Genomic DNA, 19,379 nt, shown 5'->3' with positions numbered 1-19,379 from the left:
GGGGATCACGCGGATGGCAAACGCAGCTGTTGCAGGTTGCCATCGAGCTGTAAATCCGTTTGCAGGCGGGCGATTTCCCGGCAGGTAAACGCCATCTCTTTATGCTCTTCAAGTTTCTTACGCCACTTCTCCGGCACATCCGCAAGCCGCGCGTAGATGCCTTCTAAATCCTGATAATCCGTTAACAGCTGCGCCGCGCTTTTCGGCCCAATTCCGGCAACGCCCGGTACTTTCGAACTGCTAATCCCCGCCAGACCCCAGTAGTCCGGCAGTTGCTCCGGCGTCACGCCGAATTCATTGGCGATAAACGGCGCATCCAGCCAGCGTTTCTGGAAATAGTCGCGGATGCGGATGGTCGGCGACAGCAGCTGACAGTAGCCTTTATCGGTCGAGACAATAGTCGCCTGATGCCCGGCCTGGGCAACTTTAACGGCGAGCGTGGCCGCCAGGTCGTCCGCTTCGCTGCCGGGCAGCGCCCAGCAGCGGATACCGCGCTGTTCGAAGGCCGCCCGCAGCGCCGGCATTTCCGCCTCCAGCGTTTCCGGCATCGGCGCGCGCCCGGCTTTATATTCCGGCAGCCGCTGATGGCGCCAGCCGTGGGCGCGGTCTTCATCGTCGAACACCGCCACGGCGTGCGTCGGCTGGCTGTGGACGATAAGCTGTTCCAGGGCGTGCAGGCAGGTATCCGCGCAGGGTGAACCCTGTACCGCATGAATACGGCGGATCAGGTTGAGCGCGTCGACAATTAACAGATGAACAGCCACAAGATACCTCCCTTTGTTCTCAGGCAGTAAGGGTAACATCGGTGGCAAGGCGAGGCTATTGGTAGAGCGAAGTTCGGGAAGCAGGCTCGCAGAATGAGCCAGGGCTGGAGGAGAGTTGGCCCGACATACCGAAGCGTGCCGGGCCAGAGGCGTTAATCGCAGGCGACGATTTTCATCGCCAGGCCGCCGCGAGAGGTTTCGCGGTACTTGGCGTTCATATCTTTGCCCGTTTCATACATGGTCTCGATAACCTTATCGAGGCACACGCGCGGTTCGCTGGTACGGCGCAGGGCCATACGCGCGGCGTTAACCGCTTTGACCGCCGCGATAGCGTTACGCTCGATGCACGGTACCTGCACCTGGCCGGCAACCGGGTCGCAGGTCAGGCCGAGGTTATGTTCCATACCGATTTCCGCGGCGATGCACACCTGGGCCGGGCTAGCGCCCAGCAGCTCCGCCAGACCGGCCGCCGCCATCGAGCAGGCCACGCCGACTTCGCCCTGGCAGCCGACTTCGGCGCCGGAGATAGAGGCGTTCATCTTGTACAGCGAACCAATGGCGCTGGCGACCAGCATATAGCGGGCCAGAGAGTTAGCGTTCACCTTGCGGATAAACTTGTCGTAGTAGGCCAGTACCGCCGGAACGATACCGCAGGCGCCGTTAGTTGGCGCCGTGACGACACGCCCGCCGGCGGCGTTCTCTTCGTTTACCGCCAGCGCGAACATGTTGATCCAGTCCACGACCGCCATCGGGTCGCTGTTGGTATTGTCCTGGCTCACCAGCATACGGCGCAGGGCGGCGGCGCGGCGCGGAACGCGCAGTTTGCCCGGGAGCACGCCTTCCGTAGTGATGCCGCGCTCGATACCGGCGCTCATCACTTCCCACACCGCGGTGAAGTGCTGTTCCAGCTCTTCTTTGCTGTGCAGCGCCAGCTCGTTCTGCATCATCAGACCGGAGAGCGACAGGCCGGTTTCATTGCAGTGTTTCTGCAGGTCGGCGGCGTTTTTATACGGATAAGGCACGGCAACCGGCGCTTCGGTGGTCAGGCCGAAGTGCTCCTCATCGACGATAAAGCCGCCGCCGATGGAGTAGTAGGTCTGGCTGTAGAGCACCTTGTCGCCGCCCAGCGCGGTAATGCGCATGCCGTTCTCATGCAGAGACAGGTTGTCGGCATGGAAATTCATGCACTGGTCGACAGGGAACGCGACTTCGTGCTGGCCGTTCGCCAGCAGCAGGCGGCCGTGGGTGTTAACGTCCTGGATAAAGCCCGGGATCGCGTCGATGTCGACGGTATCCGGCAGATTGCCGGCCAGCCCCATGATAATGGCGATATCGGTATGGTGGCCTTTACCGGTCAGGGACAGGGAGCCGTAAACGTCAACGACGACTTTGCTGACGTCAGCCAGCAGGCCGCGCTCAATCAGGTCGTCAGTAAATTGTTTGCCCGCTTTCATCGGTCCAACGGTATGGGAGCTGGATGGGCCAATGCCGATTTTGAAAATATCGAATACGCTGATCATGATGTATTCCAGTACTGTCGGAAAGCGCGCCGCCGTTAAGCGGCGCGAGGGGAGGTCTTAAGAGAATTAGCTGAACAGAGAGTAGAAAATCGCGGAGATGGCAATCAGGCCCATAATCACAACGAAGACGTTGCTGATGTGGCCGCTGTATTTGCGCATGGCCGGAACTTTCTGGATAGCGTACATCGGCATCAGGAACAGGATCATCGCAATAATCGGGCCGCCCAGGGTCTCAATCATGCCGAGGATGCTCGGGTTCAGCGTGGCCACAATCCAGGTGGTGACCAGCATAAACAGCGCGGTCAGCTTGTTCAGTTTGTTGATTTCGATGGTTTTGCCTTTGCCGCGCAGAGACTTAATCACCATGCCGTTGAAACCTTCACGAGCGCCCAGATAGTGGCCGAGGAAGGATTTGGTGATAGCGATCATCGCGATGATCGGCGCCATCCAGGCGATAACCGGTGCGTTAAAGTGGTTCGCCAGGTAAGACAGAATCGAGATGTTCTGCTCTTTCGCCGCCGCCAGGTCTGCCGGAGACAGGCTCAGTACGCAGCTGAAGACGAAGAACATAACGGTCAGCACCATCATGATGTGAGCGCGCGCCAGGATGCTGGAGCATTTCTTCTCAGCGCCTTCGCCGTACTCTTCACGCTTCGCGACCGCGAAGGAGGAGATGATCGGCGAGTGGTTAAAGGAGAAGACCATCACCGGGATCGCCAGCCACAGGGTCATCAGCAGACCGTTACCGGTTGTTGTCGCGCTGCTCAGCGACAGGGTTTCCAGCGCCGCGCCGTTCCACTGTGGGATCAGATACAGCGCCAGGATCATCAGCGCGATAACGAACGGGAATACCAGGATGCTCATTGCTTTAACGATCATCTGCTCGCCGAAACGAACGATGGTCATCATGCCGACAATCAGGATCAGGGACAGAATGGCGCGCGGCGGCGGCGTCATGTGCAGCTGGTGCGCCATGAAGCTTTCGACGGTGTTGGTGATAGCCACGCTGTAAACCAGCAGAATCGGATAAATTGCGAAGAAGTAGAGCAGAGTAATCAGCTTACCTGCACCCACGCCAAAGTGTTCTTCAACCACTTCGGTGATGTCTTCACCCGGGTTTTTACCGGAAAGCACGAAGCGGGTCATACCGCGGTGTGCGAAGAAGGTCATCGGGAAGGCCAGAATAGCCATGATAATCAGTGGGATCATACCGCCGACGCCGGCGTTGATTGGCAGGAACAAAACGCCCGCGCCGATCGCCGTGCCGTACAGGCCCAGCATCCACATGGTATCCGTTTTGCGCCATCCGCTGCGGGTTTCACCCGAAACGATAGTGCTGGTTTGTGTGGTTTCCATCTGTATCTCCTGGAGGAATCAACAAAATCTAGTAAATAAAAACGATTAAATAATATGAAATTCGTTGCTTTACGGTTTTTTAGAAATTTTCTCCGTAACAATTGGGCGGCAAGATACATTTATATGGAAAATACATCAGTGATCGGGATCCCAAATGCAATAATCCACTTTAAATCTGAACGTTTTTAGCCCAACAGTCTGTTTATGGTGATCAGCCAGATAAATGTGGCGCGAAGGCTATCATTTGCAGCACATGAGATAAAAGCTCTGTTACCAAATAACGAGGTTTTTGCTGCAAAAAAGTGATGTAAACGACGTTTTTTCGCCATAATGTTATTTTTATGGTGAATTTTATTGCTCTTTTTGGAAACGCAAACGATTGGCTATGTGGAAACTCTACGAATCATTAATTAGAAAAATTAATTAACTGGAAATTGCGGGCGGGAGTACCCGGGCAGGGTATCGACCGCCGCCCGGGAGAGGTATCACGTTATCAGGAGCAGATTTCGTAGCACGGAATGTAGGCGCTGCCGCCCGGAAGCTTCATGCGGTGCTGGGCAACGAAGCCCTGCAGCAGATCGTCCATGCGGCGCATCATTTCCGGATCGCCATGCAGCTTGTAAGGGCCATATTTCTCGATGGCCTGAATACCGACTTCTTTCACGTTGCCGGCGACAATACCGGAGAAGGCGCGACGCAGGTCGGCGGCCAGCACTTCCACCGGTTGGTCCGGATAAAGTTTGAGATTAGCCATATTGTCGTGCGTTGGCTCAAACGGCATCTGCAGGTCCGGCGAAATACGAATCGACCAGTTGAAGCTATAGGCGTCATCGGTTTCACGGCGGCTCTCTTTGACCAATGGCATCGCTTTTTTCATCTGGCGCGCCACTTCCGCGGCATCGTCGATAATAATGCGGTAGTGGCGGCGAGCCGATTCGCCGAGGGTATGAACGATGAACTCGTCCAGCACGCGGAAGTAGTCGGCGCTCTCTTTTGGCCCGGTGAGGATAAGCGGCAGCACCTGTGATTTGTTATCCGGATGCATCAGGATGCCCAGCAGATAAAGCAGCTCTTCCGCAGTACCCACGCCGCCCGGGAAGATGATAATACCGTGGGCGATGCGTACGAACGCTTCGAGACGCTTTTCGATATCCGGCATGATGATCAGTTCGTTGACCAGCGGGTTTGGCGGCTCAGCGGCGATAATGGAAGGTTCGGTCATGCCGATAAAGCGGCTGTCTTTATAGCGCTGCTGGGCGTGGCCGACGGCGGCGCCTTTCATTGGCGCTTCCATGGCGCCTGGCCCGCAGCCGGTGCAGATGTTCAGTTCGCGCAGGCCAAGCTGGGTACCGACGCGGCGCGCGTACAGGTACTCATTTTCATTAATAGAGTGGCCGCCCCAGCAGACAATCATATTCGGCGCTTCGCCGACGTGCAGCGCGCGGGCGTTGCGCAGAATAGAGAACACCAGGTTGGTGATGTGAATTGAGCTTTCGAGATCGAGATTCGGGAAGCGGACGGTGTTGTGGATCTGCCCGTAGACGAACAGGATATCGCGCAGCACGGCAAACAGGTTGGCCTGCAGGGAACGGATAATACGGCCATCGACGAAAGCGTCTTCCGGCGGGTTGATCAGTTCCAGCTTCACGCCGCGTTCGCGGCGCAGCACGTTAATATCGAAGTTTTCAAAACGAGACAGTAGCTCCTTGCTGTTATCGGTCAGGCTCCCCGAGTTGAGCACAGCAAGCGAGCAGTTGCGAAAGAGTTGATACAGGTCACTACTGGCGGTGCGTTTAAGCATATCCACTTCCAGCTGTGACAGCATATCCATTGAACCAAGCGGGCTAACGTGTGTAATCAAGTGAACTCCTTACAGGACGATTATCGTCTTCCTGTGATTACAATAGCCCTGGCCGTAGTCTTTCCACAACCTTGCGTACGCGTTAACGCACGCAAAGTGTGAAAAATTTCGCTTATTGCCGCGCCAGACGGCCGGTTGCCGGCACGAATTCACCGTTGCTGCGCCACGGATTGATATCCAGGCCGCCGCGGCGGGTGTAGCGAGCGTACACGGAAAGCGATTCCGGGCGGCAGAAACGCAGTACATCATTAAAGATGCGTTCGACGCACTGTTCATGGAACTCATTGTGGTGGCGGAACGACACCAGATAGCGCAGCAGTTTTTCGCGATCGATTTTCGGCCCGCGATACTGAATCTGTACCGAGCCCCAGTCCGGCTGGTGGGTGATCAGACAATTCGATTTCAGCAGATGGCTGACCAGCGTCTCTTCGACGACTTTGCCGCTGGCAGCATCCTGCAGGTAGTCGGCGCTGAACTGATAGTTATCAATCTCGATATCCTGATCGTCGATGCAGGCGCCATGCAGATGGGCGACCGGTTGCCCTTCCAGCTCATCGAGTCGGTACAGCGAAACCTTGACCTCGCCCTGGGCGCAGGCGCTGAGATCGCGGGTCAACGTCGCCTGGACTTCCTCCCAGTCGGCGAAGCGGGTCTGGTTGAAGCTGTTCAGGTACAGTTTGAAGCTTTTCGATTCCACCAGATTGACGGTGGTATCGCTCAGCTCTACGTAGCCGACGGCGACCTGCGGCAGGCCTTTGGCGTTCAGCCACGACAGCTCGTACAGCGTCCAGATATCGGCGCCGTGGAACGGTAGATTATCAGCGTGCAGGCCGAGCGGGTCGCGGTTCAGGCTGCGCGGCACGCCCTGCAGCAACGAAGCGTCATAGGTATCGCGGTAATCCGTTGATTTACCGAGCGTCAGGCCGGCCAGCGCCTGATGATTATCGTAAGAAGACATGTTTCACCATAGTAAAGCGGGTACACTATATGCCAAGTGTATCCTGTCTAACGTGAAGAGAGAAACCGGTGGATCATCAGACCATAGAAGCGCTGCAATCATTTACCCAACGTTACTGCGATGCCTGGCAGCAGCGTTATGCCAGCCTGCCGCGCAGCGAAGACCTTTATGGCATCCCATCTCCCTGTATTAGCGCCAGTGAAGACGATGCCGTTTTCTGGCAGCCGCAGCCGTTTACGTTAGAACACCATCTCGATGGAGTTGAACGAGCGCTGGAGATTGTGGTACAACAGCCAATTCATAGTTATTATACCACTCAGTTCGCTGGCGATATGCACGCCTGCTTCGCGGCACAGAACCTTACTTTGCTGCAGGCCTGGAGCCCGGATGATTTCCAGCGAGTGCAGGAAAACCTTATTGGTCACCTGGTGGTGCAAAAACGCCTCAAGCTATCGCCGACGCTGTTTATCGCCACGCTGGATAGCGAACTGGAGGTTATTTCGGTCTGCAACCTGAGCGGCGAAGTCATTAAAGAGACGCTCGGAACCCGAAAAAGAGAGACCCTTTCTCACTCGCTTGCGAGTTTCCTGAATCAGCTTGAGCCCCTTCTGTAATCCATTTACCCTGGTGGTTTGTGAGAGATCTCTTACAAGACCTGTAAGAGATCGTCATCATTTTCAGCAATTTTTTACGTAGTGATTACATCTAACTTATTGTTATAAAATGATTTGGTAATTATGTGGTCTTTTAGTTTGGCCACTAATCTTAAGAGATTGTCGTAGTAAGTCTTGTAAGAAGAGGCGGAATCAGTGATCCTATGTACGTCGACAGGGAGTCGCGAAATGAAGAGAACATCAGGATGATGGCTCTTCTGCAGGACCCGCCGGGATGGCGTTGCAAGGACAGGCTTCAGGATGAAGCAAGGATAACGCAGGATTGCGTAATGGACACCTCCAGGATGGAGAACGAGAGCCGCTCAGGATGAACGGTGGATCAGGAAGATCTGGACACACTTAGGGATAAGTTATTTCACATCGGGGTGGTGTGGAAGCAGGATGCGCTAGTTTATGGATGAACTTGGTCAGGAGACCTCAGGAAAAGTTTTCAAGGACGAGCAGGGAGCACCAATGTAGCTGGAATGCTGCAAAACGAACCGGGAGCACTGTTTATACAGTGCTCCCTTTTTTTATTTCTCTCGCGGATTTGCTATCCTGCGCCCGGTTTACAATTCATCGAGGTTTCCCCATGACCCTTCACGCTAGCGTGCGCGATCGCCTGCACGCCATTGAAGCGCTGCTGCGCGAAACAAACCACTGGCAGGAACAGGCGCCGGATAGCAGCGCTTTCGCCAGCGAGCAGCCGTTTTGCCTGGACACGCTCGAGCCGCTGGAATGGCTACAGTGGGTGCTGATCCCGCGTATGCATCAACTGATTGCCAGCGGTATGCCGCTGCCGCAGAACTTTGCCGTCGCGCCCTACTACGAGATGGCGCTGGATAAAGCTCATCCGGCGCGCGAAGCTATCGTGGCTGAACTACTGCTGCTGGATGCATTATTCGCGGACGAAAACGCCTGATGCTGGAAATTATTTATCAGGACCAGTGGCTGGTGGCGGTGAATAAGCCTTCCGGCTGGCTGGTGCACCGCAGCTGGCTGGATCGCGATGAGAAAGTGGTGGTGATGCAGACCGTGCGCGATCAAATCGGCCAGCATGTCTTCACCGCTCATCGTCTGGACCGGCCGACTTCCGGCGTGCTGCTGATGGGATTATCGAGCGAAGCGGGCAGGCTGCTGGCGCAGCAGTTTGAACAACACCAGATGCAAAAACGCTATCACGCCATCGTTCGCGGCTGGTTGACTGAAGAGGCGGTGCTGGATTATCCGCTTGTAGAAGAGCTGGACAAAATCGCCGATAAATTCGCTCGTGAAGATAAAGGCCCGCAGCCGGCGGTGACCCACTATCGCGGACTGGCGACGGTAGAAATGCCGGTCGCCACCGGCCGTTACCCGACCACCCGCTACGGGCTGGTGGAGCTGGAGCCGAAAACCGGGCGTAAACATCAGCTGCGTCGTCATTTGGCCCATCTGCGCCATCCGATCCTCGGCGACAGCAAACATGGCGATCTACGGCAAAACCGCAGCGCCGCTGAACATTTCGGCTGTAATCGCCTGATGCTGCATGCCAGTCAGCTGTCATTAACGCATCCGTTTACCGGCGAGCCGCTGACGATTCGCGCGGGTCTGGATGATGTCTGGATGCGCGCGCTGTCGCAGTTTGGCTGGCGCGGGCTTCTCCCGTTAAATGAAAGGGTTGAGTTTGCCGACGACAGCGGTCAGGATGAGAGTATCGCGGATAATCCAGGGAGATAATCACTATGGCAGAAGTCGGAATTTTTGTCGGCACGATGTATGGAAACTCGCTGTTGGTCGCCGAGGAGGCGGAAGCCATTCTGAGCGGGCTGGGGCATAAAGCGACGGTATTTGAGGACCCGGAAGTGAAAGACTGGGAATCCTATACCGGCAAATACGTGCTGGTCGTGACCTCGACCACCGGGCAGGGCGATCTGCCGGACAGCATCGTTCCGCTGTATGAAGGCATTAAAGATATGTATCAGCCGCATCTGCGCTACGGCATTATCGCGCTTGGCGATAGCACCTACGCTAACTTCTGCGGCGGCGGTAAAACCTTTGATGCGCTGCTGCAGGAGCAGGGCGCGCGTCGTATTGGCGAGATGCTCACCATCGACGCCAGCGAAGATCCGGAACCAGAAAGCGTTTCCAACCCTTGGGTAGAAGCGTGGGCTAAACTGCTCGAGTAATCATGTTAAGTACGCCCTCTCCCTACGTAGAGGGCGCGCTTAAGCCGCCAGTGGCCGGATAAACGGTCAGGGTTATCTTAACGTTCTCCATCGCGCCCGGCTTCGGGCATCTGCCTGATAACCACTTCATCGTTATGGCTTTTTTCTTTGCGTTTCCCCGGCGTCAAGAGAGCCGATTCACACTCTGAAGGTAATGTCGTTCATCGACCCATCAGCGGGCGACGGTTTTCCATTTCCGTGAACTACTCCCCACAACCTTAGGCATACGCCACAAACTAACGCAGTATCACCCGCTAAAGCTGTGTATATGCACGGTGAGCCCGCCGACGCCTCTTTTTATACTTTTCCTGCCAGTGACAAAAGCAGTACGCCAGATATAACGAAAAAAACACTAACACGTCATTCTGATTACCCTACAGGTTGTGCTGTTCAGAATGAACGTAGCTAAACGCTATGATTCAGGAGTACAACAATGAGTTCATTAAGTCAGGCTGCGAGCGCCGCTGAAAAGCGCACCAATGCTCGCTATTGGATAGTGGTGATGCTGTTTATCGTCACATCCTTTAACTATGGCGACCGCGCGACGTTGTCGATTGCCGGTTCTGAAATGGCCAGGGATATCGGCCTCGATCCTGTTGGCATGGGTTATGTTTTCTCCGCGTTTTCATGGGCCTATGTGATCGGACAGATCCCAGGCGGCTGGCTGCTTGACCGCTTTGGTTCTAAACGCGTCTATTTCTGGTCCATCTTTATCTGGTCCGTGTTTACCCTGCTGCAGGGCTTCGTCGATATCTTTAGCGGTTTTGGCATTATCATCGCGCTGTTTACCCTGCGCTTCCTCGTCGGCCTTGCCGAATCGCCCTCGTTCCCTGGCAATAGCCGGATTGTGGCCGCCTGGTTCCCGGCGCAGGAGAGAGGGACGGCGGTATCGATTTTTAACTCCGCGCAGTATTTTGCCACCGTTATTTTCGCGCCGATTATGGGTTGGTTGACCCATGAAGTGGGTTGGTCGCACGTATTCTTCTTTATGGGCGGATTGGGTATTGTCATTAGCTTCGTGTGGCTGAAAGTGATCCACGATCCCAATAACCACCCAGGCGTTAACCAGAAAGAGCTGGACTACATCGCCGAAGGCGGCGCGTTGATCAATATGGATCAAAAGAGCAGTGCGCAGAAGGTGCCCTTTAACGTCAAAATGGGCCAAATCAAGCAACTGATCGGCTCGCGAATGATGGTCGGGATCTATATCGGCCAGTACTGCATCAACGCGTTAACCTACTTCTTTATCACCTGGTTCCCGGTTTATCTGGTGCAGGCGCGCGGCATGTCGATCCTCAAAGCGGGCTTTGTCGCATCAATCCCGGCGGTGTGCGGCTTTGTCGGCGGCGTGTTGGGCGGGATTATTTCCGACTGGTTGATGCGCCGTACCGGCTCGCTGAATATCGCGCGTAAAACGCCGATCGTACTTGGTATGCTGTTGTCCATGACCATGCTGATGTGTAACTACGTCAACGTGGAATGGATGATCATCGGCTTTATGGCGATGGCCTTCTTCGGTAAAGGCATTGGCGCGCTGGGTTGGGCGGTAATGGCGGACACCGCGCCGAAAGAGATTAGCGGCCTCTCAGGCGGTCTGTTCAACATGTTCGGCAATATTTCCGGCATCGTCACCCCTATCGCTATCGGCTATATCGTCGGCACCACCGGCTCTTTCAACGGCGCGCTGATTTACGTCGGTATCCACGCTCTGGTGGCGGTTCTCAGCTACCTGGTGCTGGTTGGCGATATCAAACGTATCGAACTTAAACCGGTTGCGGGGCGTTAATCATGAATACCCAATCCAGCCCAATCGTTGCCGAAATGAAGGTGATTCCTGTCGCCGGGCACGACAGCATGCTGATGAATATCGGCGGCGCGCATAACGCCTGGTTTACCCGCAACATAGTGGTGTTAACCGATAACGCCGGGCATACCGGCGTCGGCGAAGCGCCCGGCGGCGAAGTCATCTACCAGACGTTGGTCGATGCCATCCCCCAGGTGGTTGGACAGGAGGTCGCTCGCCTCAACCGCGTCGTACAGCAGGTACATAAAGGCAATCAGGCGGCGGATTTCGACACCTTCGGCAAAGGGGCATGGACCTTCGAATTGAAAGTCAATGCGGTGGCGGCGCTGGAAGCCGCGCTGCTCGACCTGCTTGGCAAGGTGTTGAATGTCCCGGTCTGCGAACTATTGGGGCCGGGCAAACAGCGTGATGCGGTGACCGTGCTGGGCTACCTGTTCTATATCGGTGACCGCGAAAAAACCGATCTGGGCTATCTTGCGCGGACGCCGGGCGACCACGAATGGTACCGTCTTCGTCACCAGCAGGCGCTGAATAGCGACGCGGTGGTGCGACTGGCGGAGGCGGCGCAGGATCGCTACGGTTTTAAAGACTTTAAGCTAAAAGGCGGCGTGTTACCTGGCGAGCAGGAGATCGATACCGCCCGCGCGTTGAAAAAACGCTTCCCTGACGCGCGCATTACCGTCGATCCGAACGGCGCCTGGCTGCTGGATGAAGCGATTACGCTGTGTAAAGGTCTGCAGGATGTCCTGACCTATGCCGAAGATCCGTGCGGCGCGGAACAGGGCTTTTCCGGCCGGGAAGTGATGGCCGAGTTCCGTCGCGCCACTGGGCTGCCGGTGGCGACCAACATGATAGCCACCAACTGGCGCGAGATGGGGCATGCGGTCATGCTCAACGCCGTCGATATTCCGCTGGCGGACCCGCACTTCTGGACGCTCTCCGGCGCGGTGCGGGTGGCGCAGTTGTGCGATGACTGGGGGCTGACCTGGGGCTGTCACTCGAATAACCACTTTGATATCTCGCTGGCGATGTTTACCCACGTCGGCGCCGCGGCGCCGGGCAATCCGACCGCAATCGATACCCATTGGATTTGGCAGGAGGGCGATTCGCGTCTGACGCAAAATCCGCTGCAGATTATCAACGGCAAAATCGCCGTGCCAGACGCGCCGGGACTCGGCGTGGAGCTGGACTGGGAACAGGTGCATAAAGCTCATGAGGCCTATAAGGCGCTGCCAGGCGGCGCGCGTAACGATGCAGGCCCGATGCAGTACCTGATTCCCGGTTGGACATTCGACCGTAAACGCCCCGTTTTCGGCCGTCATTAATTAAAAAGGATTACGCTATGACTACATCATCTTCAACGCCAATTGTGACTGCCATGCAGGTAATCCCGGTTGCCGGGCATGACAGCATGCTGATGAACCTCAGCGGCGCGCACGCGCCGTACTTCACCCGTAATATCGTTATCATCAAAGATAACTCCGGGCATACCGGCGTTGGCGAAATCCCCGGCGGCGAAAAGATCCGCCAGACCCTGGAAGATGCCGCGCCGCTGGTGGTGGGTAAGACGCTGGGCGAGTACAAAAATGTGCTGAACGCCGTGCGTAACCAGTTTGCCGACCGTGATGCCGGCGGCCGCGGCCTGCAAACTTTCGATCTGCGCACCACCATTCATGTGGTGACCGGGATTGAAGCGGCGCTGCTGGATCTGCTGGGCCAGCATCTGGGCGTGAACGTTGCTTCTCTGCTTGGCGACGGCCAGCAGCGGAGCGAAGTCGAAATGCTGGGCTACCTGTTCTTTGTCGGTAACCGCCACGCGACGCCGCTGGATTATCAAAGCCAGCCGGATGAACAGTGCGACTGGTACCGTATTCGTCATGAAGAGGCGATGACGCCGGAGGCGGTGGTTCGTCTGGCGGAAGCCGCTTACGAAAAATATGGCTTCAATGATTTTAAACTGAAGGGCGGGGTGTTGGCCGGTTTTGAAGAAGCCGAAGCGATTAGCGCGCTGGCGAAGCGTTTCCCTGATGCGCGCGTGACCCTCGACCCGAACGGCGCCTGGCTGCTTGATGAAGCCATCCAGATAGGTAAACAGCTGAAAGGCGTGCTGGCCTATGCGGAAGATCCTTGCGGCGCTGAACAAGGCTTCTCCGGCCGCGAAGTGATGGCCGAATTCCGTCGGGCGACCGGGCTGCCGACCGCGACCAACATGATCGCCACCGACTGGCGGCAGATGGGCCATACGCTGTCGTTACAATCGGTGGATATTCCGCTGGCGGATCCGCACTTCTGGACTATGCAGGGCTCGGTGCGCGTGGCGCAAATGTGTCATGAATTTGGTCTGACCTGGGGTTCGCACTCCAATAACCACTTTGACGTGTCGTTGGCGATGTTTACCCATGTGGCTGCGGCGGCGCCGGGTAAAATTACCGCTATCGATACCCACTGGATATGGCAGGAGGGCAACCAGCGTCTGACCAAACAACCGTTTGAAATCAAAGGCGGTATGGTGCAAGTGCCGACGGCGCCAGGTTTGGGGGTTGAGCTGGATATGGACCGCGTGATGCAGGCTAATGAGCTATATAAGAAACATGGCCTGGGCGCTCGTGATGACGCCATGGCGATGCAATATTTAATCCCGAACTGGACCTTTGATAACAAACGTCCTTGCATGGTTCGCTAAGATAACGCCGACCCTGTTGGGGTCGGCAACTGCCGGTCGCCGGGGTTATTCATATTAAGGACACTTATGAAGATAGTGATCGCGCCGGATTCTTACAAAGAGAGCCTGAGTGCGCTGGATGTCGCTACCGCGATAGAAACGGGGTTTCGCGAGATTTATCCCTATGCGGAGTACGTTAAAGTCCCGGTTGCCGACGGCGGTGAGGGTACCGTTGAGGCGATGGTTGCCGCGACGCAAGGGCATATCGTACAGGTCAGCGTTACCGGGCCGCTTGGCGAACCGGTCGAAGCCTTTTATGGCCTGTCCGGCGATATGCGCTGCGCCTATATCGAAATGGCGGCGGCCAGCGGACTGGAAAGCGTGCCACCCACGCGACGTAATCCGCTACTGACCACCTCCTGGGGAACCGGCGAGCTGATTCGTCATGCGTTGGATGCAGGGGTTTCGCAGATTATTATTGGTATCGGCGGTAGCGCGACCAATGACGGCGGCGCCGGTATGGCACAGGCGCTGGGGGCGAAATTGTTGACCGCTGGGCAACAGCAAATTGCCCCTGGCGGCGGCGCGCTGGAGACGCTGGCGCGGATCGATCTTAGCGAGTTGGATCCGAGATTGGCGGATTGCCGGATTGATGTCGCCTGCGACGTCACCAACCCGTTAACCGGCCCGCAGGGGGCAAGCGCGGTGTTTGGCCCGCAAAAAGGGGCGACGGCGGCGATGATTGAGCGTCTTGACCACGGCCTGCAACACTTTGCGCAGACTATCGCCCGCGATTTGGATATCGACGTGCTGAGCCTGGAAGGGGGCGGCGCGGCGGGTGGTATGGGGGCGGCGTTGTATGCGTTTTGCGGCGCCAACCTGCGCCCGGGTATTGAGATTGTGACCGACGCGCTGGGGTTGGCAGAGCTAGTGGCTGATGCCGATTTGGTGATTACCGGTGAAGGGCGTATCGATAGCCAGACCATTCACGGCAAGGTACCGGTGGGAGTGGCGAAGGTCGCGAAACGCTTCAACGTGCCGGTGATTGGGATTGCCGGCAGCCTGACCGCCGATGTTGGCGTCGTGCATCAGCATGGTTTGGATGCGGTCTTTAGCGTGTTGTATACCGTCTGTACTCTGGAAGAGGCGCTGGCGAACGCCGCCGCCAACGTGCGGATGACGGCACGTAACGTGGCCGCGGTATTGCAGATGGGCGGTAGGCGGTAACCCGGCCGGCGCAGTGGTATTTGTAGCCCGGATAAGGCGCGTAGCGCCGCGATCCGGGAACCCTCCCCGGTGGCGCTTACGCTTACCGGGGCTACCAACCAAGTACCGGACCGTGGCGCCGTGATCCGGAACACCGAATCACACTCCCATCTTGCACGCTTCGCGGGCGACGTTATCCATCTCGTCTAACAGTTCCAGCAGTTCCGGCTCCAGCTCTTCCGGCGCGGTACCGGCGCGCAACTGGCTTTCAAGGGTATGGCACAGTTTTTTCAGCCGCGGTACGCCGCTGTAGCTGCAGCTACCGTGCAGCTTATGGATTAAATCCAGCAGGCCTTCCGGCGTCTCGCCAACCAGCTGTTCTTCAACTTTATTGCGCACCTCCGGCATAAAGGCGAGCAGCATCTGCAGCATCTCCCGAGCGAGGTCTGGTTTCATGGCCGCCTGACGCAGCGCCAGCTGCCAGTTGAGCGTGACGTTATGATCGATAACCGGCTCCACCGGTTCAGCGATTTGCGGGGCGGCGACGTGCATGCCGGGCTGATAGCGCAACAGCAGGGTGCTAAGCTTATCTTCTTCAATCGGCTTCGCCAGATAATCGTTCATCCCGGCGGCCAGCAGTTTCTCGCGCTGCCCCTCAAGGGCATGAGCGGTCACCGCGATCACCGGGGTCTGCTGCTGATGCGGGAGATGGCGGATCAATTCACAGGCGCGAATGCCGTCCATATCCGGCATTTGAATATCCATCAGAATGAGATCCAACTGCGACTGTTTGGCCTGCTCTACGGCATCCTGGCCGCTATCGCACAGAATGACATGCTGCACCAGATCGTCCAGCAGCGCGCCAATAAGCTTAAGGTTGGCCGGGTTATCATCTACCGCCATTACCGTCATCGCCAGTTTATCGCTATCGATATAGGGCTGTGGCACCGGCGGCTGCGCGCGGCAAGAGGCCATCAGCACCGGGAAAAGCCGCGTGGAGGTCAATGGTTTAAGCAGGCAGGCGGTAACACCGTTTCTTTTCAGCTCTTCGGCGCTAACCTGCGCGTGGCACGGTAGCCCTAGCACCAGGGTATCGGATAGCGAGCAGGCGCGGACCAGCTTATCCCGCTGGTTGCTGAGATCGCGCATCGACACCGGAATACCGGCCAGTAAAATATCGTAGTGCGCATCCGGCAGCGCTGATAGCGTCGGGCTGTAGACCACTTCCAGCGGCGTGGTCGCCAGCAGTTCCATCGTGCTTTGCGCGGCGGTAGCATTGGCTTCAATGTAGGCCAGCTTCTTGCCCGCCAGGCAATGGGTATCGAAACCGTCAGTAATGGCGTTCGGATTCAGGTCAAGACTGATATGGAACCAGAAGGTGGAACCGCGGTTCGGCTGACTATGGAATGAGATATCGCCGCCCATCTCTTTGACCAGCCGCTGGGTGATAACCAGCCCCAGGCCGGTGCCGCCGTGGCGGCGCGAGATACTGGCATCGGCCTGGCGGAAGGCCTGGAACAACCGCGACTGATCGCGTTCCGGAATGCCGATACCGGTATCATGGATCTGTACTTCAATTTGTACTCTGGAATTGCTTATCGCCCGCTGTTCAACCAGCACATCAATATTGCCGTGCTCGGTGAATTTAATCGCGTTACCCACCAGATTGGTGATCACCTGCTGCAGGCGCAGCGGATCGCCAATCACATTATCCGGGACATCATTTTTGATGTTGAGAGTGAGCTCAAGCCCTTTATCGTGCGCCGAGTGCGCCAGCAAGGTCACCACTTCATCCAGGGTATTGCGCAGCAGGAAAGGAATGCTTTCCAGAATCAGCTTGCCCGCTTCGAGCTTGGAGAAATCCAGCACGTCATTGATGATGGCCAGCAGATTATTCGCCGAACGTTCGATGGTGGTCAGGTGGTCGCGCTGGGTAGCGTTGAGATCGGTTTTCAGCGTCAGGCGGGTAAAGCCAATGACGCCGTTAAGCGGGGTTCGTAGCTCGTGCGACATATTGGCAAGGAACTCGGACTTGATGCGCGCGGCCTCCTGGGCGCGCTTTTTCGCCAGATCCAGCTCGACGTTCTGAATCTCCATCTGCTCCAGCGTTTCGCGCAGATCCGAAGTCGCCTGATCGACATTGTGCTGCATCTCCTCGTGGTATGCCGCAAGCGACATCGCCATTGAGTTAATGCCGTTTTTCAGCATATCCAACTCGCCGAGCATAAAACCTTCAACGCGGCTATCCAACTGGCCGCGGCGGATGCGGTCAACGGTGTTGACCATATTACGAATCGGCCCGGTCACGTCGCGCATCAGGCGCCAGCCGAAAATCAGCGCAATGCCGATACAAAACAGCATCATGACGCTTGAGATAAATATCTCTTTGTACTGCTGCAGGCGCACAGATTTAAGGTCGAGCTCCAGCGCCACATAGCCAAGCATGTTTCCCGGCATTTTAGCATCGCTTTCCGGCGACTCATCGGGCAGATAGCTTTCTGACACAATAGGCGTGCGCAGCACCATGATGTCGCCGTGGCGGGTGACGCTCAGGCGGCGAGGGAAGGGCGCGCCGCGCGGGAGCTGTATTTCTCGCGGATCGAGCTGGAAGTTAGAGGTAACGAACAGCCGGTTTTTAGCATCATAAATGGAAATGGCCCGCACAATATCGGAATGGCGGCGGTGAAGCACGCTGATAAGTTGGCCGATCGCCTCGCGATTTTGCAAATTCATGCCGTACTCACTGGATACCGCCAGCGGTTCAATAATACTGGCGCCGGCATCTTCCAGCTGCCGCTGCAGGTCGTTATAGCGGTGGGCAACGAAGAAAATACTGAGCAGCAAACCAATCAAAACGGTCGGCGCCAGAATAAGAATCATCATGCGAGCACGTAGGCTGTAGTTGGTCATGCGGTTCCATTATGGGAGAATATACATATCAACCTTCAGACGGCTTCTGCATTGGTAGCCCGAATGATTTCATGTATAGAGTCAGTATATTTTTGAGATAATCCTCTACGATGGCGCAATTCTACTCTGCAAAACGGCGTGTGACGACGCGCCAGATCATAACCGTGACGGTAAATGACCTTGATCCCTTTGGCCAGGGCGTAGCCCGTCATCAGGGTAAGGCGCTGTTTGTCCCCGGCCTGTTGCCGCAAGAGCAGGCGGAAGTCGTGCTGGTAGAGGATAAAAAACAGTATGCCCGCGCTCAGGTTAAACGCCGCCTGAACGACAGTCCACAGCGCGTCGCGCCGCGCTGTCCGCATTTCAGCGTCTGCGGCGGATGTCAGCAGCAACATGCGAGCATTGAACTACAGCAGCAAAGCAAGCGCGCCGCGCTCTCCCGCTTGATGAAACGTGACGTTGACGACATTATAGCCGCTGAACCCTGGGGCTACCGTCGTCGGGCGCGTTTGAGCTTGAATTATCAGCCAAAGACCCAACAACTGCAGATGGGTTTTCGCAAGGCCAATTCCAGCGAAATCATCGATGTGGTGCAGTGCCCTGTTTTGGTGCCCCAACTTGAGGCGTTGTTACCCGCGGTGCGCGAGTGTTTAACCAGCCTGCAATCACAACGTCAACTTGGCCACGTTGAACTGGTGCAGGCGGACAATGGACCGCTGATGGTTTTACGCCATACCGCCGCGCTGACGGCGGCGGATAAAGAAAAACTGGAACGTTTTTCGCAAACTCACGGTCTATCCCTGTACCTCGCTCCGCAAAGCGAGATACTTGAACATATTCGCGGCGATGAACCCTGGTACACGTCAGACGGACTACGCTTAGTGTTCAGTCCGCGCGATTTTATCCAGGTCAACGATGGCGTAAACCAGAAGATGGTGCGTACGGCGCTGGCCTGGTTAGATATTCAGCCGCAGGACCGCGTTCTGGATCTGTTTTGCGGTATGGGCAATTTCACCCTGCCGTTGGCCAAAGCGGCGGCGAGCGTGGTGGGCGTCGAAGGCGTGCCCGCGCTGGTGGCGAAGGGACGAGAAAATGCCGCCCTCAATGGGTTGCAGAACGTGACTTTCTTTCATGAAAACCTGGAAGAGGATGTCACCCGGCAGGCCTGGGCGAAGCATGGCTTTGATAAAATTCTGCTCGACCCGGCAAGAGCCGGCGCGCCGGGCGTGATGGCGCATATTATCAAGCTGGCTCCGCGGCGGGTGGTCTATGTTTCATGTAACCCGGCGACGCTGGCGCGCGATAGTGAGGCGTTGCTTCAGGCAGGATATCGTATTCAACGTCTGGCGATGCTGGACATGTTCCCGCACACCGGGCACCTGGAATCGATAGTATTGTTTGAACGCGAGCTTACATAAAATTGTTCAGCCCGCATCGAGGCGACAGTGAAGATGCCTGATGGCGGTGTGGACTGAAGGATGACG

At 56.5% G+C, this 19,379-nt stretch carries 15 protein-coding genes; 9 read left to right on the top strand and 6 right to left on the bottom strand.

Features of this window, described 5'->3' with window-relative positions; translation table 11 throughout:
- Positions 1-5 precede the first annotated feature (5 nt).
- From xni to queF, 5 genes are all read right to left on the bottom strand, one after another.
- On the bottom strand, positions 6-764 hold the full coding sequence (gene xni, locus ACSEMK_RS06215) for a flap endonuclease Xni (RefSeq protein ID WP_045397621.1): 759 nt from the start codon (positions 762-764) through the stop codon (positions 6-8).
- A 152-nt stretch (positions 765-916) separates the two neighbouring features.
- Positions 917-2,284 (bottom strand): L-serine ammonia-lyase, encoded by a 1,368-nt coding sequence (locus ACSEMK_RS06210; RefSeq protein WP_430914646.1) that lies wholly within the window; start codon positions 2,282-2,284, stop codon positions 917-919.
- 66 nt (positions 2,285-2,350) lie between these two features.
- Positions 2,351-3,640, bottom strand: coding sequence for an HAAAP family serine/threonine permease (locus ACSEMK_RS06205; protein WP_087858603.1), 1,290 nt, complete (start codon positions 3,638-3,640; stop codon positions 2,351-2,353).
- A 493-nt stretch (positions 3,641-4,133) separates the two neighbouring features.
- The gene (gene ppnN, locus ACSEMK_RS06200) at positions 4,134-5,501 is read right to left on the bottom strand and encodes a nucleotide 5'-monophosphate nucleosidase PpnN (protein ID WP_045397613.1); all 1,368 of its coding nucleotides are present in this window, start codon (positions 5,499-5,501) and stop codon (positions 4,134-4,136) included.
- Positions 5,502-5,613: 112 nt separating this feature from the next.
- Entirely contained in the window at positions 5,614-6,459 is an 846-nt protein-coding gene (gene queF, locus ACSEMK_RS06195; protein WP_087858602.1) for an NADPH-dependent 7-cyano-7-deazaguanine reductase QueF, read from the bottom strand.
- Between the two features lie 68 nt (positions 6,460-6,527).
- Here queF and syd point away from each other — a divergent pair, with 68 nt between their 5' ends.
- The 8 genes from syd to ACSEMK_RS06155 all read left to right on the top strand — a co-directional run bounded on the left by syd (position 6,528) and on the right by ACSEMK_RS06155 (position 15,009).
- On the top strand, positions 6,528-7,073 hold the full coding sequence (syd, locus tag ACSEMK_RS06190; RefSeq protein WP_430914645.1) for a SecY-interacting protein: 546 nt from the start codon (positions 6,528-6,530) through the stop codon (positions 7,071-7,073).
- A 631-nt stretch (positions 7,074-7,704) separates the two neighbouring features.
- A complete protein-coding gene (locus ACSEMK_RS06185; protein WP_113372950.1) occupies positions 7,705-8,034 on the top strand; it encodes a YqcC family protein in 330 nt (109 codons plus the stop codon).
- Positions 8,034-8,828: a tRNA pseudouridine(65) synthase TruC gene (gene truC / locus ACSEMK_RS06180; RefSeq protein WP_015703313.1), complete on the top strand. Its 795-nt coding sequence runs from the start codon at positions 8,034-8,036 to the stop codon at positions 8,826-8,828. Before ACSEMK_RS06185 ends, truC begins: the two co-directional genes overlap by 1 nt.
- A gap of 5 nt (positions 8,829-8,833) precedes the next feature.
- Positions 8,834-9,277, top strand: a complete 444-nt coding sequence (locus ACSEMK_RS06175; protein WP_087858601.1) for a flavodoxin — start codon at positions 8,834-8,836, stop codon at positions 9,275-9,277.
- Between the two features lie 472 nt (positions 9,278-9,749).
- The gene (locus tag ACSEMK_RS06170; protein ID WP_087858600.1) at positions 9,750-11,102 is read left to right on the top strand and encodes an MFS transporter; all 1,353 of its coding nucleotides are present in this window, start codon (positions 9,750-9,752) and stop codon (positions 11,100-11,102) included.
- Positions 11,103-11,104: 2 nt separating this feature from the next.
- Positions 11,105-12,445 (top strand): enolase C-terminal domain-like protein, encoded by a 1,341-nt coding sequence (locus tag ACSEMK_RS06165; RefSeq protein ID WP_435336327.1) that lies wholly within the window; start codon positions 11,105-11,107, stop codon positions 12,443-12,445.
- 17 nt (positions 12,446-12,462) lie between these two features.
- Positions 12,463-13,803 carry a glucarate dehydratase gene (gene gudD, locus ACSEMK_RS06160; protein WP_087858598.1) on the top strand — a complete coding sequence of 447 codons (1,341 nt, stop codon included), beginning with the start codon at positions 12,463-12,465 and terminating at the stop codon, positions 13,801-13,803.
- A 66-nt stretch (positions 13,804-13,869) separates the two neighbouring features.
- The gene (locus ACSEMK_RS06155; RefSeq protein ID WP_430914643.1) at positions 13,870-15,009 is read left to right on the top strand and encodes a glycerate kinase; all 1,140 of its coding nucleotides are present in this window, start codon (positions 13,870-13,872) and stop codon (positions 15,007-15,009) included.
- Between the two features lie 138 nt (positions 15,010-15,147).
- Here ACSEMK_RS06155 and barA read toward each other — a convergent pair whose 3' ends face one another.
- A complete protein-coding gene (barA, locus tag ACSEMK_RS06150) occupies positions 15,148-17,898 on the bottom strand; it encodes a two-component sensor histidine kinase BarA (protein WP_430914642.1) in 2,751 nt (916 codons plus the stop codon).
- Positions 17,899-18,008: 110 nt separating this feature from the next.
- On the opposite strand from barA, the gene rlmD reads away from it, so the two are divergent.
- A complete protein-coding gene (gene rlmD / locus ACSEMK_RS06145) occupies positions 18,009-19,313 on the top strand; it encodes a 23S rRNA (uracil(1939)-C(5))-methyltransferase RlmD (RefSeq protein ID WP_430914641.1) in 1,305 nt (434 codons plus the stop codon).
- Positions 19,314-19,379 lie beyond the last annotated feature (66 nt).

Origin of the sequence: Klebsiella sp. K-3 (assembly GCF_051207495.1) — a bacterium.
Lineage (GTDB): Bacteria > Pseudomonadota > Gammaproteobacteria > Enterobacterales > Enterobacteriaceae > Klebsiella > Klebsiella aerogenes.
Note: the sequence above shows the minus strand (reverse complement) of the source record. Positions and strands in the feature narration are given on the sequence as shown.